At 48.3% G+C, this 14,850-nt stretch carries 13 protein-coding genes; 4 read left to right on the forward strand and 9 right to left on the reverse strand.

Annotated features, from left to right (window positions below; all coding sequences use genetic code 11):
• On the forward strand, nt 1–2,042 hold a 2,042-nt coding region (locus ACO0LI_RS24840), incomplete at its 5' end, for a beta strand repeat-containing protein (RefSeq protein WP_423036012.1).
• Nucleotides 2,043–2,206: 164 nt separating this feature from the next.
• Here ACO0LI_RS24840 and ACO0LI_RS24845 read toward each other — a convergent pair.
• The 3 genes from ACO0LI_RS24845 to ACO0LI_RS24855 are packed head-to-tail and all read right to left on the reverse strand — an operon-like array spanning nt 2,207 to nt 4,332.
• On the reverse strand, nt 2,207–3,166 hold the full coding sequence (locus tag ACO0LI_RS24845; RefSeq protein WP_423036014.1) for a GlxA family transcriptional regulator: 960 nt from the start codon (nt 3,164–3,166) through the stop codon (nt 2,207–2,209).
• A 6-nt stretch (nt 3,167–3,172) separates the two neighbouring features.
• Nucleotides 3,173–4,084: an EamA family transporter gene (locus ACO0LI_RS24850; RefSeq protein WP_423036016.1), complete on the reverse strand. Its 912-nt coding sequence runs from the start codon at nt 4,082–4,084 to the stop codon at nt 3,173–3,175.
• Nucleotides 4,085–4,098: 14 nt separating this feature from the next.
• Nucleotides 4,099–4,332, reverse strand: a complete 234-nt coding sequence (locus tag ACO0LI_RS24855; RefSeq protein WP_423036018.1) for a DUF1272 domain-containing protein — start codon at nt 4,330–4,332, stop codon at nt 4,099–4,101.
• A gap of 127 nt (nt 4,333–4,459) precedes the next feature.
• Here ACO0LI_RS24855 and ACO0LI_RS24860 point away from each other — a divergent pair, with 127 nt between their 5' ends.
• Complete coding sequence (locus ACO0LI_RS24860) at nt 4,460–5,125, forward strand: ribonuclease HI family protein (RefSeq protein ID WP_423036020.1); 666 nt, start codon at nt 4,460–4,462, stop codon at nt 5,123–5,125.
• Here ACO0LI_RS24860 and ACO0LI_RS24865 read toward each other — a convergent pair.
• Nucleotides 5,122–5,985 (reverse strand): LysR family transcriptional regulator, encoded by an 864-nt coding sequence (locus ACO0LI_RS24865; RefSeq protein ID WP_423036022.1) that lies wholly within the window; start codon nt 5,983–5,985, stop codon nt 5,122–5,124. The genes ACO0LI_RS24860 and ACO0LI_RS24865 overlap by 4 nt on opposite strands.
• A gap of 119 nt (nt 5,986–6,104) precedes the next feature.
• Here ACO0LI_RS24865 and ACO0LI_RS24870 point away from each other — a divergent pair, with 119 nt between their 5' ends.
• On the forward strand, nt 6,105–6,518 hold the full coding sequence (locus tag ACO0LI_RS24870) for a VOC family protein (protein ID WP_423036024.1): 414 nt from the start codon (nt 6,105–6,107) through the stop codon (nt 6,516–6,518).
• Entirely contained in the window at nt 6,515–7,462 is a 948-nt protein-coding gene (locus tag ACO0LI_RS24875) for a 2-hydroxyacid dehydrogenase (protein WP_423036026.1), read from the forward strand. Before ACO0LI_RS24870 ends, ACO0LI_RS24875 begins: the two co-directional genes overlap by 4 nt.
• Nucleotides 7,463–7,623: 161 nt before the next feature.
• Here the strand turns inward: ACO0LI_RS24875 and ACO0LI_RS24880 are convergent, their stop codons facing one another.
• The 5 genes from ACO0LI_RS24880 to ACO0LI_RS24900 form a co-directional block, all read right to left on the reverse strand.
• A complete protein-coding gene (locus ACO0LI_RS24880) occupies nt 7,624–9,012 on the reverse strand; it encodes a hypothetical protein (protein WP_423036028.1) in 1,389 nt (462 codons plus the stop codon).
• Nucleotides 9,013–9,298: 286 nt separating this feature from the next.
• Nucleotides 9,299–10,003, reverse strand: a complete 705-nt coding sequence (locus ACO0LI_RS24885; RefSeq protein ID WP_423036030.1) for a GDSL-type esterase/lipase family protein — start codon at nt 10,001–10,003, stop codon at nt 9,299–9,301.
• 37 nt (nt 10,004–10,040) lie between these two features.
• On the reverse strand, nt 10,041–10,907 hold the full coding sequence (locus ACO0LI_RS24890; protein ID WP_423036032.1) for a rhamnogalacturonan acetylesterase: 867 nt from the start codon (nt 10,905–10,907) through the stop codon (nt 10,041–10,043).
• Nucleotides 10,908–10,977: 70 nt separating this feature from the next.
• A complete protein-coding gene (locus ACO0LI_RS24895) occupies nt 10,978–12,228 on the reverse strand; it encodes a rhamnogalacturonan acetylesterase (protein WP_423036034.1) in 1,251 nt (416 codons plus the stop codon).
• Between the two features lie 187 nt (nt 12,229–12,415).
• Nucleotides 12,416–14,800 (reverse strand): TonB-dependent receptor domain-containing protein, encoded by a 2,385-nt coding sequence (locus ACO0LI_RS24900; protein WP_423036036.1) that lies wholly within the window; start codon nt 14,798–14,800, stop codon nt 12,416–12,418.
• Between the last annotated feature and the right edge of the window lie 50 nt (nt 14,801–14,850).

Raw genomic sequence — 14,850 nt, forward strand, 5'->3', positions numbered from 1 at the left:
CCATCGATGCAGGCGCATTGACAGCACAATCTGCACTGGACGTCACACTGGCCCGCGGCGCCAACTTCCTGAGCCTCGGCGCTGGTAATGACCGCGTTGTACTGTTGGGTAACTATGTTGCCGGTACATACAACACGACAGAAAACGGTGTGAACCTGAATGCACAGTCCACAGCGACTGCAGTTGCCCGCGTTGTGACAGACACGATCAACCTGGGTACAGGTAACGATACACTGGTTACTTACGGTGCGATCAACCTGGCTGGCGCGCAATTGTCTGGTATTGAAAACATCACAGCGAACTCCGCTGTTGTGATCACTGCTTCCCAATACGCTGCTCTGGTTGCTGCCCGTGCTGCTCTGTCCCTGAGCACACCAGTGATCACATTCACAGGCAATGTTCCACATCAACTGACTATCGTTGATGACATCGCTGGCGTGAACAACATCGATCTGTCTTTGATCTCTGTAACTAGCGGCACATTGGTTATCGACACAACGTCTTCTTCCAATGCAACTGGTGGTGGCGTGAACAACACTACAGTTAGCAATGCAGTGACAGTGTCTGGTGGCGCAACAGTAACAACAGGTGTTGTTGGTACTAATCCAGTTAATGGTGGCGGCTCTGCTTTGTCTCCTACAGCACTGACAGCTGGCGGTACATTTAACAGCGTTGCAGGCGTGAACGATAACTTCACAGGCTTGACAGCGACATTGAGCGGTACAACAGTCAACGGTAATCTGGGTGACACTGATGCGATCACTCTGGGTAGTGCAGCAGCTGTAAGTCTTGGTGATGGTGGTACAGGTGGTACTATCACCAACATCAAGACACTGAACCTGGCTAATGCTACTAATAGTATTGGTTTCTTCAATGCGACTACTGGTATCACTACAGTTAATGGTGGCACAGGTGATGACACTGTGAACTTCGCTAATACTGGTTCCACATTCCTGGCTGGTAACGTTAACTTGGGCGCTGGTAGCAACACCCTTACGCTGGAAGCCGGCAAATCTTATTCTGGCACCTACTCTGCTGGCGCTGGCACAACAGACACATTAGGCGTGTTCAACGGTGACAATATTTCTGCGGCGAACATCACAGGCTTTGAGACACTGTTTATCGCAAATAACGCATCTGTAACATTGACAGCAGCTCAATACGGCGCGTTCACGGGCGTTGCCGCTGGCGCAACAGAAACCATCACACTTACTACCGCTGGCACTGTTATTGGGAATGCATCAATAGAGAATTATGTACTGGCTAACGGCACAAACAGTTTCGTAGGTACAACTGGCCTGGTGTCTGTCATCGGTGGCACAGGTAATGATACGTTCAGTATTTCTGCAGCGAATGTTTTGCTTGCTGCAAATAATGGTATTGTTGGTGGCCTGGGTACTGATAATCTAAATTTGGGTCTTCTTTCTGCCGCTACTAATATCCAGCCTAAAGTAACAGGCATTGAATTTATTGGTGTAACAGGTGGTGCTGCTGCTGGGTATGCGTTCCAAAATGCAGATGGCGCTGTAACCTTGGGCTTTACGAAAGGTGCTTTCGGTGGTGACACTGTCCAATTAGGTGCTGGCGGTCAAATTGTTAATATCCTGGGTACAGCAACTGGCGCAATCACTATTACTGGTGGTTCCGGTGTGGATACAATCAATCTGTCAACAACTGCAACTGGTGCTGATACAATCGGTGTTGGTTCAGTCATCTCTGCAATCGATACAGTAGCAAACTTCAAAGTTGCTGGCGCTGACGTGTTCAAAACTGGTACAGCAGCAACAACGCTGAACCTGTTGTCTATCGCTACTGCTGACGTATCTACTCTGGCAGCAGCAATCGCTACAGCGGCAACTGCAGCTGGCGCGGCTCTGGCAGCGAATACTCAGGCTTACGTTATCACTGTAGCCGCAGGTACAGCAGCTGGTACATATGCTTTCCAAAACATCGGTGGCACTGTAGGTACTGTTGATGCAACTGACTTTATCGTTAAAATCACTGGCGCAGGTTCCATCGTCGCTGGCGACTTCATCGCTTAATTCAGTAAGCTATGCAGGAAAATGGGTAGCTTGCTACCCATGCAGCAGGGAGAGAGCATCTTCCCTGCTGTGTAAAAATAAAAATCCCACCTCTGTAAAGCGGTGGGATTTTTTATGCTTTATTTTTTTACTAATTATCGTCGGGGGTGAGATGTGAAAATTAATCATCTAAATTGTTCAGCCGAAGGAGGTGCAGAAAAGTGACTATTCCAGATACGTCTGAATTGCCTTGCCGAGCCAAAACCAGACGCCTCTGCAATTCGCTCTATTGACCAATCGGTGTTGGCCAGAAATTTTGTCGCCATCGATAAGCGCAGTGATGTCAAATAGGCTTGTATCGACACTTCAGTGTGCAACTTGAACAGCCGGGTAATATGCCGCGTGCTGCTGCAGGCGATACTGGACAATTCAGTTAAATTCCAAGGGTGAGCAGGGTCTTTGACCATGGCATCCTGTACTTTGTGAACAATAGGGTGCAGATGATTACGGTATTTCAGCCAGGGTGACAATTGTGGATCATTGCCAGAACGACGCATATATACCACCAGATTGCGGGCAACTGCACTCGCAGCAAAGGGGCTGGTAAGTTCGCTGACCAGATGTAGGGCGAGATCTATGCCCGCCGTAACGCCGGCACTGGTGCTGATGCGTCCATCTTCAACAAATATGCGGTTTTCTTCTATTTTGATTGAGCTGTCTATTTCTGCCAACTCGTGGCAATGATTATGATGTGTCGTTGCCTTGTGCCCGCTCAGTAAGCCAGCATGCGCTGCCATCAGTGCGCCAGAACAAATACACACCACTCTATGGCTTGCCTGTACTTTTTCTGACAACCACCGGATGGCAATTTGTGCATCTGGCAAAGCATAGACTTCATTGCCACCGATCAGACCAGGCAAAATCAGAATGGCATCTGGAGTCAGTTGCTCCGGCAAAGGCAGCAGCGGGCCTAGTTGCAGGCCGACAGAAGAATTCACGCTTTGCAGCGAACTGATAAAGTGCATCTCAAAACGCACTTCATCCTGGTAACGATTGGCAAACAAGAGTGCATCTGCTGGCCCGGCAATGTCCAGCAATAAGGTGTCTTGTAATAACAGAAAATAAACTGGCTGAATGCGAGGCATGATTAGTCAGGCGAGCATATTGCGCAAGTTATGTACCAGTTTTGTACCGAATACATTAATGAGCAGGCCAGCCATGACGATAACTGCTCCCAATAATTGTGTATGGCTTAATGCCTCATCAAGTATCAGCCATGCTGCAGTCAAGCCAACTACCGGCACCATTAGCGTCAGCGGTGCAACCAGGTGGGTAGGCAAGCTGGCCAGTAGTTTGCCCCATAAGGTGTAGCCTATCAGGGTAGCTGCGACGGCCAGGTAAACGATGGTCAGACCAGATGACAGGCTCATATTGCTTAAACTGTGCAAGATGACATCACCACCTTCAAACAAGTAAGAGAGCAAAATAAATGGCAGTATAGGCACCAGGGCACTCCATGACACCAGACTCAGTACATTAGTCACTCCTATTTTTTTATTGATGACATTACCGCTGGCCCATGAGAATGCTGCGCATAAAGTGAGTGCAAAGCCAGCGAGTGTCACCTGGCTGGCCGAACTGGCAATGCTTGCGCTGCCCAGCAGTATGAGACCTGCGCTGGCCACTAGCATGCCTAGTAAATTGCTGGGCCTTAACTTGTCGCCAAAGACCATAGCAGATAAGCCCACAGTAAAGAAAGCCTGCGCTTGCAAAACCAGTGATGCTAAACCTGCTGGCATACCGATCGCCATTGCTGAAAACAAAAAGGCAAATTGGCCAAGGCTGATGAACATGGCATATGCCAATAACAATTTGAAAGACACTTTTGGGCGTGGCAAAAACAAGATAGCCGGAAACGCCACCAGCATAAAGCGCAAAGCACCCATCAAAAAGGGGGGGATGCCTTTCAATCCTATTTTGATCACCACAAAATTCATTCCCCACAACAGAATGACTATGGCAGCGATCAGGATGTGACGTGTGCTAAGGACAGATTTGGACATGGGTTGGCTAAGGTTTAATTTGTTTTTGCATGTACTCGTTTGGTCGATGCAGGGTTGTTTAGCAGTTTATTTTGTGGCCTGATTGGCCTTGGGACGAAATTCCCACCACAATTCGGGCATATACCTTGTAACGACCCCTCTACGCAGTCAACACAAAAGGTGCATTCAAAAGTGCAAATGCGGGCCACGTCAGAATCCGGTGGTAAATCACAGTCACAGCGCTCACAATTCGGTCTGAGTTCAAGCATGATACATTTCCTTTCTGTTGTGGGTGAATATTAAGCAGAATATCAGTTTGAATGGTACGTGCCAGCATAGATAGCGACCAGAGTCGGTCATATCAGGACATTTACTAAATCTAAATCGCAAAGCTTTATGGATTCCAATTTTACATATCAACAACTAGTCAGTATTGCTACGCGCAAAGAGCACGCGCTTAGTCGTCAATTGGCAAAGCAGGAAAAACTGCATGCTGGGGAAGCTCTTTTTAAGCTGCTGGAAGCAGCGGCACAGAATTCAGGTTTGCAGAATATCTCAGAGCTGGCACAACAGCGGGAAGCCATAAAGGTGGCGGATGCTGCTCAAAGATTGGTCAAGAAAGCTGCACGGCAAAAGGGTAAAAAAGATCGCGATTTAACTTTGTTGCCTGCAAATACCTGGCTGGCCTGGTTCGATGGCTCGGCAGTGCCTAACCCAGGGAAATGTCGGATTGCCTGCATACTCAAAGCGCCCGACGGGCAAAATTTTGAACACATAGCTCATATGGAGTACGGCGACAGCTGTGACGCAGAATACAGTGGTTTGATACTGCTATTACAGCAAGCGAGACAACACGGAATAGTGAACTTGCTTGTGCATGGCGATAGCCAGGTTGTCATTGATGACTTTAACCATATCAAGTTGAGTAGCTTGTTACGCATGCAGCAGTATCGTCAGCAAGCACAGGAACTGGCCTCTGCATTTGAGCAGTTGCGCGTGTCCTGGGTGCCCAGGCACAAAAATCAACTGGCTGATGCCCTTACTCAGATGCGGTCAGATTAAGACTTGATTTTCAATGAGCGCAGCAACAGGCCCAACATTGCAGGTCGAGGATGTTGTGTTTTGCTGAGTAAAACGAGTTGGCGTGCATAGGCAGGGTTGGGGATGGGTGTTAATACGCAATGTCTTGCCAACTTTGCCAGGCCTGACCAGTGTGGTACCAAACTGACGCCTACATCATCTGCGACCAGCATGGCGATGGTTTCCAGTGCATCCAGGTCGCACATGGCTTCCAGCGCCAGGCCCTGGTCTTTCAGAAATTTCTCAGCATAACGGCCACCCCATGCTGTCGGGTCATAACGCAAATAGGGCTTTGATTGTAGCGTGGACAGGACATCGTTTTGCGGCGTTTGCCTGGAGAGTAAGACCAGGTGCTCTGTTTTTATGTGGTGTGCTATCAGGCTTGTAGGCAAATCAAATGGAGGTGCAACCAGTATTGCCGCATCGATCTCATCATCCTGCACGGACTGATATAAGGAGCGGGACGTGCCAGGTACGATACCGGCCTTCAATTTTGGTGCATGTCTGGTCAAGTGCCGTAAGACAGTTGGCAGCATACCTGTCATCGCGGTGGAAATGGCGCCGATTTTTATTGTGCCTGTCAGGCCATCAAGGTCGGCATCACCAGCCAACAAACCAATCTCGCGCACGATATTTCGTGCTCGTGGCAGCAGATGCAGGCAAGCCTGGGTTGGCTTTGCCGCATGCGTCTGTCTCGACAATAAGGGAAAGCCCAACTCTCTCTCCAAGGCCTGAATTCTCTGGCTGATTGCTGCTGCGGTCAGGTTCTCAACTCTTGCGGCTTCAGCGATAGACCCATGTTCTATCGTCGCAATCAGGCTTTGTAGATAGCGACTATCCATAAAAAATTCTTTCGAATGGATTAAAAATAATATGCTATCTCTTACGAAGAAATGGCGCTAGCATTTCAATATTGCGACTCACCATATGAACAGCGATAATTCAATACGGAGCCATATCCATGAAAGCTTTATTTCATCTTGCCTATCATGTGCATGATCTTGATCAGGCACGGCAATTTTATGCAAGCATATTGGGCTGCAAAGAGGGGCGCAGTACGGCCACCTGGGTAGATTTTGATTTTTTTGGTCATCAAATTTCCTTGCATCTGGGCACGCCGTTCGCCACGACTAATACAGGCAGGGTAGGGTGTCATCTTGTGCCCATGCCGCACCTGGGTGTAATACTCGCGATGACGGACTGGTCGATACTGGCCGATCGCCTGCGGGGCCATGATCTCGACTTTGTGTTGGAACCCTCAATTCGTTTTGCTGGACAAGCAGGTGAGCAAGCAACCATGTTTTTTCTTGATCCCTCAGGCAATCCCATAGAAATCAAAGGTTTCAATAATCTGGAAAGTATTTACGACAAATGAATTCAACTAAAACTCCATTCCTGGCTGCGCCTGCTTACTCCCATACCCAGGCTTGGGTAGATGCGCTGCAAAAGAATCTGCCAGACGAACAGATTGTCGCCTTTGACAGTATGAGTGATGAGGACAAAGCTACCTGTAAAGTCGCCATCGTTGCCAATCCTGATCCTGCGCAGTTGAAGCAATTACCGCAATTGCAATGGGTGCACAGTGTCTGGGCGGGAGTGGAAAGACTGATTTCAGATTTGGCCGACACTGAGCTGAAAATTGTCCGCTTGATAGACCCGCAACTGGCCAGCACCATGGCCGAAGCAGTGCTGGCCTGGACGCTCTACCTACACAGAGATATGCCAGCTTACGCGCGACAACAAAAGCAGCAGCTTTGGCAGCCACGTGAATATCTGCGGCCTCAGCAAAAAACTATAGGTCTGCTGGGCCTCGGTGCATTGGGTGAGGCTGCGGCGAACAGCCTGCTGCGTGCAGGTTTTAATGTCATTGGCTGGAGCCGCAATCGCAAAGATTTTGCAGGTGTCGAATGCTTTGCAGGTACAGATGAATTGCCAGTCATGCTGGCAAAAACCGATATCCTGATTTGTCTGTTACCGCTGACACCAGATACCAAAAGACTGGTCAATGCCCAAACCCTGCAAGCCTTGCCGCAAGGTGCATCGCTGATCAATTTCGCGCGGGGGGCCATCATTAATGATCATGATTTGCATATCGCCCTGGATAGCGGGCATATCGGTCATGCAGTTCTCGACGTATTTGAAACAGAACCTTTGCCCGCCATTGCATGGCACTGGCAGCATCCGTCTGTGACAGTATTGCCGCATTGTTCGGCACCCACAGACAGAGAAACGGCTTCTTTGATTGTGGCCAATAATATCCGGCGTTACAGATCGACGGGAGAGTTGCCTGTGACGGTAGATAGAGTCAAAGGCTATTGAAGGAAGAACTTTTAATGATATGAATGCTTGTCGTTTTCCATTCATATCATTGCAGGACATCGATTGGTTCATCGGCCAAGGTATTGGTGAATGCATTCATCAATGCATTCATCAACGCATTGATCAACATAGCTCAGTTGCCCCTAAGTTGTAGGCCTAAATCAGAAACCCAGTAAACCTTTCAGAACATCTGTTGTCTTGACCTTGGGTTCTTCTTTCTGTTCAGGCCTTTGCTGTTGCTCTGCTTGCGATGCATTGTTGGACCTGCGTCCACCCATGTCGCCCATACCTCCTAATATGGAGCTGTAGGTCGATTTCATACGCAGCTTGGTTTGCCAATCTGGTTCCCAGGCAATTTTTGGATCGCTGGGACGAGGAGGGTAGGCAAAATAAGCATCTGAGCCGTAGGCAATCATGCGCAGCATGCCCGCTCCCTGTTCGCCAAAAATACCTTTTGGAACATCGCATTTGGTCGTGCTGGCGGGCAGGATGACTTTTTCATTAAGCCACTTATCGACATCTGCATTGGCTTGATAATCGACCAGGCCAAAGCCAAAGTCTGGCAATTCACTGGATGTCCAGACTATGACTTCGGGGTTATCGCCGCCACCCGACTGACCACCCATGACGCTAATGAAATAGCCACGCGCATTTGGCACCGATTTCCACTCCAGTCCAACCCCGCCAGCCTTCTTGGTTTGTACAAGTTCAATCGCTGCCATCAAATCATTGTTTGACGCCAGATTGAGTTTGAAGCTCTCAGGGATGCCATTACCGACAAATTGATGCTGGCCAACCAGTGAAGCAGTATCCGGCACTTTTCTGTCATCGCTCTTGTTTGGCCATGCAGGATTGCCAGGTTGTGAACGCGCACCCTTGGTGACTTTGCCGCGCATGGTAAAGAATTTTGCATAATCTTCTGGCGATGCTTTGGCAGCATCGAGAGTACGCGGTTGCCCTGGTCTTATTGTTTCGCCGCAGCCCCAATAAATCGAAATTTTGCCTTTGGGTTTTTCATAGCTGGGCTCGGATGGTGTTTCTTCAGAAGGAGTGTATTGCACTGGTTTTTCTGGAACCGGCGCTAGCAGCTTCAGGCTGTCACCGAGGTTCATGCCTGCGGGTATCATCTGGTTGGAATCAGTCAGCGAAGTATTCTTGTTTGTGAAAACTGATACATCCATGAATCTGCCACTGGCAAAACCCATGGAATGCGTATTGCCGAAAACATTACCTCTGTCATTGTTGCCGGTGCCACCGCGAGCCATGCCACCCAAGGCACCGAAGAAGCCGCCAGACTGCGCGCCCTGCATAGCCCCGCCCATCATGCCACCCGGCATATCACTGGCATTAGTCGCCAGATCGATATACGCAAAAGCAATCGGCGGCTTGGTCACTTGTGTTCCAGCTTTTGTAGCAGCGACTTTGCCTTGCGCACCGGTGGCTGGTTTGGTTTGTGATGTCGCGATTAGTGGAGTAGCTAATAAACCGCAGGCAATGAGCGTTGTCTTCAGAAAAGGTGTGTTGTACTTCTTTGTCATCAAAGTCTTCATGGAATAACTCCTGTTATCTATCATTTACTGAAAGAGAAAAACCAGAAATTTTTTTGACGCTGAGGATGTTCTGGCTAAAATCCTTGAAAGGATTATGTTAGCGCAAAATAATTGCAATAATAGGGATTTACCCCAAACATTTGCTGCAAGAATTTATTTTCCTTGCAATTTGAGGGTCAATATTTAATTTCCACGTAGATGTGAATGCGGAAAATTAAAACAAAGAAGAGTATTTGTTTGCCAGTGCTGTGCCAGAAAAAAATTGAATTTGCCAAAAATGGCAAATTCAATTTTGATTCATTATTGTCGAAAGCAAAGGCTCCAAGGCGCTTGCCCAAATTTCGTATCCTTCGACGGATAGGTGCAACTTGTCTTTACTCATGCCTTTCCAGTTGTCCCCGACAGGTGGGAGTTGCGCCGCGAGGTCGAGATAGTAAATGTTTCGCTGGTCATCCAGTGGCGCCAGCAACGCATTGGTGGCAGCCATTTTTTCTGTCGCACGAGCATTCGGTAAAATACCCAATAAAACAATCTTGATGCCAGTGAATTTCTTTTGAGTGGCAGCGATGACGGCTTTTACACCGTCGGCAATTTCTTCTGGCGTATCCTGTACATTGTTTGTGCCAATCAGGATGATGGCGACCTGAGGTGTAAAAGCTGACAGGTCGATATTTTCCAAGCGCCAGACAGTATGTTGGGTTTTGTCCGACCCCAACCCAAAATCGATCGCGCGCTCTTCAAAATGTTTTTTCCAAACAGAAGAGCCCGCTCCCCATCGCCATTGTTCTGTAATCGAATCACCAATGAAAATCAGATCAGCCGGGCGATTTTTCCTTAGTGTTATATAGTCATTAAAGTAGATTTGATAAGCCAATTTGGGACTGTAATTCTGATCACTTGCAATCGTAGTAGGCTGTTTGACAGGTAGCGAACTTACTTGTGCATGACAAATAGAAGTAAACAGTAGGGCAGATAAAATTAAGCGTTTCATGAGATGAATATATAGGATTGTGAGTTGCCAGAAAATTTCACTCAGGCTGCGGTGATATAAGGCCAGCTTTAAGTGAAAGATAATTGTTCAAGCCATTGTCTGAGAGACCTTTGATGCCCGCAATGACGGATTCTGCATTAATCCTTGCGCCGGTGATGTTGGTATGGGTGCGCTGATCGCTAAATAAGGTATCGACTTTTTCCTTGCCTAGGACGTCGTATGTTTTGCCAGTAATGGCTGTAACATCAATCAAGGCTACCTGGGTTTCATTGGCGACTATGCTCGCCAGCTTGCGGTGCTCGGCAAAATCATTAGACCAGTCCTTGTGTGGCACGGGTGTTGCGATGATGATGAAAATACCCTTCGCCCTGGCATCTTGTATGTATTTTTTTAAATACCAGCCGTAACTGTGCACGATTTCAACGCTGCCATCTGGTCTGTTGATGATTTCGGTATCTTCTCCAGTGCTACGCAATGTGCCTCTGAATTTGCCTCTGGCATCAACCGGGCCAACATCATTATGCCCAAACTGTACCAGCAAGAAATCACCAGCTTTCATTTCGCCCAATACCTTGTCCCAGCGGCCCTCCTGGATATAGGTGCGACTACTACGCCCGCCTATGGCACGATTGATGACATTGATTTTTTTTAAGTCGAAATAGGGTGCTATTTCATCCGCCCAGCCACGCATGGGTGCGTCACTACGGGCTGTGGAGTCGCCAACGATAAAGAAGGAGGGCAGTTTTGGATCAAGCGTCTGACTGACGATCTGTTTGCTTTCTTCCACAACTGGCCTGTCATCTTCTTTCACGTTCTGTGCTGAGGCCACACTAACTACCGCCAGAAGGAATAAAGCCTGCAAGGCCTTATTCCACGAGATGGGGATTGCGCTATGTATAATCATGAAAATTCCTGTAAACGGTGTCATGGTAGTCATTAAATCAACTGATTATAAGGCGCGCATCAACGACAACTCAACTGCCATCTGGCTTTTTTATACTGACGATAGCCGGGCTGGCCGGTATGAAAAAAGATTCTGGCACGTCCGGTTTGGCAGGATCAAAACTTTCCAGTTGAGCCAAGATGAATTTTTTCAGAGGTAATTTGCTTTGCCGCACACCTTCCACGATGCACCTGGCCAGTTCATAAGCGCCATAGGCATTGTGATGGGTACCGTCCCCCGGTTTAAATGCCAGCAAAGACTTTTCTGGCCCCAGTGCTTCATAAAAGACCTTGCTCATGGCATGCAGATCAATCAGAGGCAGGTTCTCTTCTTTGGCGACTTCACGCACCGCATCCGGATAGCCCTTGTGAGAATTGGTGATAGTCGTACCTTCAAATGTACGGCGTTGTACCTGGGTAACCAATATCACCTGTACATGTTTTTGAGCCAGTGCTGCGGTGTAGATCTTCAGGTTATTTTTGTAAGTGGCGACATCTACCGCCTTCATGTCATTGTGCCCAAATTGGATCAACACATAGTCGTCAGGTTTGACCAGACTGAGTACTTTGTCCAGCCTGCGTGCCGTTTTAGAAGATGCCAGGGATTCGCCTGACTGTGCATAATTCGCGACACTGACATCCGCTGAGAAAAAACGTGGCAGCATTTGCCCCCAACTGGCGTAAGGCTCGCCTGGTTGATCGGTGACAGTAGAGTCACCCAGTAAATAAAGCGTGGGCACATTTTCTACGCGTTCTATGCTGATGGAATCTACACTGGGGCGTGGGCCATTGAATTCCAGCGTCAGTTTGTCGTCCCAGGTAAATTGTTCTTCTCCTGTTTCACGGGGCTTCAATTTGACTTCACCACCGCCAGCAATACCCGGGCGACGTACGTTGACGATGAAGCTTTTTTCTATGCGCTCATCTTTCCTGGTTTTGATTTTTTCTAGCATCAAACGGCGAGTTTCTGCCTTGACGGTTGTCTCAGATTCGCCGTCATCATCACCCAGCATGAGTTTGACACGATAGTTTCCCTCGGCTACAGCAACGGAGAACAAGAAGGGTTTGGCACTGCTGATGCCATTGCTGGTGGCAATGATTTGAGCACCATTCTCAAAACCGTATCCAGTCTCTGTTGAATAGATAGCATCTGCTTTCACCGCTTTGGACTGCGCTGCGGGTTGTGCGCTGAAATCAAATGAATATGTTTGGGCGTAGAGCGTATTACTAAAGGCGATGCTGCCAATAAAAATCAATAGCTTGAAAGTCGGTATTTTTTTCATCGAAATCAACTCAGGAAATGCTTGCAGTAATAAAAAGCTCGAGAAATTATTAATGCATTTTAGGGTAGCTATGGGGCAAAGGCTGTTTTTCAGAAAAACAATCAGAGTGGTGATTGGCATTCGATGAAAAACGGCCTGTCGATAGTAATCGACAGGCCGTTGATTGCCGGATGGCGGTATGGTCGCATCAAGATTGGCCAGGTGGGGGAGGGCGACGTATTTCCTGGCGATTATTGCCCGGGCCGCCGGATGTATTGCCGCCAAAGCGATAAGACAGCCCGATATATATCAGGCGACCGTCATAGCGTCGAATATTGTGCTCTTTGAGAGTATCTGTATCGACGATGGTATCAATTTTGTTTGAGTTAAACACATCTGTGACGTTCAAAACCAGATTCAGGCTAGGTGTAATGGTGTGGCGCAGGCTGAAATTGGCAGTGGAATTGGGTTGACGATAACCTTCACCCGATAGCGTTTTTCCCTGGGAATTCAGGCTGATTTGCAACTGATCCTGTTCGCTCAGTTGATAATTAAAGCGCCCGCGCAAACTTAATGATGATGCTGAACGCTGAATTTCCTGACCGGTGGCAGTCAGGATTTTTTGTTCGATGAATAAGAGGTTACCGCTGGTGTTGATGGAAAGCTTGGGTGTTAGTTTGCCGCTGAGCGTGAATTCAACACCGCTGGAATGATTGCCGCCACCGTTTTCCAGTGTGGTCAGCACTACAGTGTCGCTGATCGGGATTTTTCGAGACAAAATACTGTCGCTTTCTGTGCGATAGTAGCCACGGATATTCATATCCAGCCCGATGACTCTGGTTTCATACGCCAATTCAAAAGAGTCTGTTTGCGCTGGCTTCAATTTTGGGTTGCCGCTGGAGTAATTCAGCTCGTCACGATAGACAACAAAAGGATTAAGCTCATTGGCATTGGCGCGACGTATGCGGTGTGCATAACTGAAACGCAGGGTGGTATCGTCACTGGCCTTGTAACTGGCGAAAAAGCTTGGGATATAGTTAATATAGTGATTGGTCGCCTCTGTGTGCGCAGTCAATTGTTGAATATCGATATGCGTATACTCCGTCCTCAGGCCTGCCAGTACACCCCATTTTTCATTCAGGCGTAATTGATATGAGCCGTACAGGGCAATATTGGCTTCATCCAGATTGTAACTATTGGTTCGTGACGGGTTCAGGATGGCAGTGTTGCTGATGGGATCAAGATTAAAATAGCTGGTATCAAATTCACTTTTGTTGTTGGCTATTTTGTAGCCCATTTTTAAAAGCCCCTTTTCATCGGGGCGTTCATAGTCACCGGTAAAATCGACGATCTTGATGTTGTTGGCATTATTTTGCCTGCTGTGCACATCGGTAAAAATAATCGGACTGCTCGCATCTACGTTGGAGTAGACGTTGGAATACGCGTTGGAGCTGGCATTGTCCGAACCTGATACACGCAAGTCCAGCCGCATTATTTCACCGTTAATATCGCCCTTGTGGTCATAGCGCCCGCCCCAACTGTAGTTGGTGCTTTCGCCACCGCGCTGGGTGGAACGCACATAGTCATTATTGATTTGGCCGGTGTTCAGGTAATGGTCTGTCGATTTTTGGTCATTGTTGCGTCTGGCATATGAGAAATTGGCCCCGAGTGTGTCCTTCGTGCCGATGTTGTACGTAATCGCAGCATTGACACCGGAAGAATTATTCAAGCCAGCAGAAGCAGATTCCTGTGTACTGTGCTGACCGAGATCAAGCCGGTCGCGGACAGCATCGCCCACTGAATTTCTGCCATCATGGCGAAAATTCATTCCACCCTGTATGCCAAACAGGCCCTCATGATAACTGCCAGATACAGCGCTGTTATAGCGACCCGCTGATCCGGCATTGGCATTAACGACGCCGAAGCCGCCAGGTTGGCGATTGCGTCGCATGACCAGATTGAGAATGGGCCCACCACCGCCTTCGTTGCCAAACTGCGCGCCAGGATTATTGATCACTTCTATAGATTCTATGTCGTGTGAGGGCATGGCATTCAGCGATGCGCCACGGTTATCGCCCTGCATCATGGCGGATGGTTTTCCATCGATCAGGATTTGAACTTTAGTGCTGCCGCGCAGACTGACTGTGCCATCTGGATCTACGGATACAGAAGGAATATTGTTGAGAGCATCGGTGGCCGTGCCATTGGTACTGGCGACATCTGATTTGACATCATATACCTGACGATCAATGCGATTGCTGGGGCGCTCTGCTTGCACGGTCACCGATTGTGGTTCGCCACTGCTGCTGACTGGCGCATCAGATGTCACAGGCTTGCTATCTGTTTTGCTTACCGGCCCAGTCTTACTATTTGTTTCTTCTGGTTTGGGTTCTGCAGGCTTGACTGGTGTTGCGGCTTTGGCCGGTGTGGCAGGTACAGCTGGCTTATCCGGGGTTTGAGCATAAGCAATTGGACACATGCAAAAAGCTTCTGTGATCAGCACACCCACTACCAGGTTACGCGTTGTCTTGCGACCATGACGGACAAATTGCGTTACTGTCGCTGGGCATATTTTTTTACGGCGTGTAGTCATGATTTGGGTCTAGTTGAATGCCATTAGATGAAATTGCCAACACTATGACG

Source organism: Undibacterium sp. Tian12W (genome assembly GCF_049339405.1).
Lineage (GTDB): Bacteria > Pseudomonadota > Gammaproteobacteria > Burkholderiales > Burkholderiaceae_D > Undibacterium.

Excerpts from the sequence above, each read along its gene's own strand:
- ACO0LI_RS24880 (WP_423036028.1), bottom strand. The coding sequence starts at position 9,012 with ATGAAGACTTTGATGACAAAGAAGTACAACACACCTTTTCTGAAGACA.
- ACO0LI_RS24875 (WP_423036026.1), top strand. The coding sequence starts at position 6,515 with ATGAATTCAACTAAAACTCCATTCCTGGCTGCGCCTGCTTACTCCCAT.
- ACO0LI_RS24845 (WP_423036014.1), bottom strand. The coding sequence starts at position 3,166 with ATGCCTCGCATTCAGCCAGTTTATTTTCTGTTATTACAAGACACCTTA.
- ACO0LI_RS24850 (WP_423036016.1), bottom strand. The coding sequence starts at position 4,084 with ATGTCCAAATCTGTCCTTAGCACACGTCACATCCTGATCGCTGCCATA.
- ACO0LI_RS24870 (WP_423036024.1), top strand. The coding sequence starts at position 6,105 with ATGAAAGCTTTATTTCATCTTGCCTATCATGTGCATGATCTTGATCAG.
- ACO0LI_RS24895 (WP_423036034.1), bottom strand. The coding sequence starts at position 12,228 with ATGAAAAAAATACCGACTTTCAAGCTATTGATTTTTATTGGCAGCATC.
- ACO0LI_RS24890 (WP_423036032.1), bottom strand. The coding sequence starts at position 10,907 with ATGATTATACATAGCGCAATCCCCATCTCGTGGAATAAGGCCTTGCAG.
- ACO0LI_RS24885 (WP_423036030.1), bottom strand. The coding sequence starts at position 10,003 with ATGAAACGCTTAATTTTATCTGCCCTACTGTTTACTTCTATTTGTCAT.
- ACO0LI_RS24855 (WP_423036018.1), bottom strand. The coding sequence starts at position 4,332 with ATGCTTGAACTCAGACCGAATTGTGAGCGCTGTGACTGTGATTTACCA.
- ACO0LI_RS24860 (WP_423036020.1), top strand. The coding sequence starts at position 4,460 with ATGGATTCCAATTTTACATATCAACAACTAGTCAGTATTGCTACGCGC.
- ACO0LI_RS24900 (WP_423036036.1), bottom strand. The coding sequence starts at position 14,800 with ATGACTACACGCCGTAAAAAAATATGCCCAGCGACAGTAACGCAATTT.
- ACO0LI_RS24865 (WP_423036022.1), bottom strand. The coding sequence starts at position 5,985 with ATGGATAGTCGCTATCTACAAAGCCTGATTGCGACGATAGAACATGGG.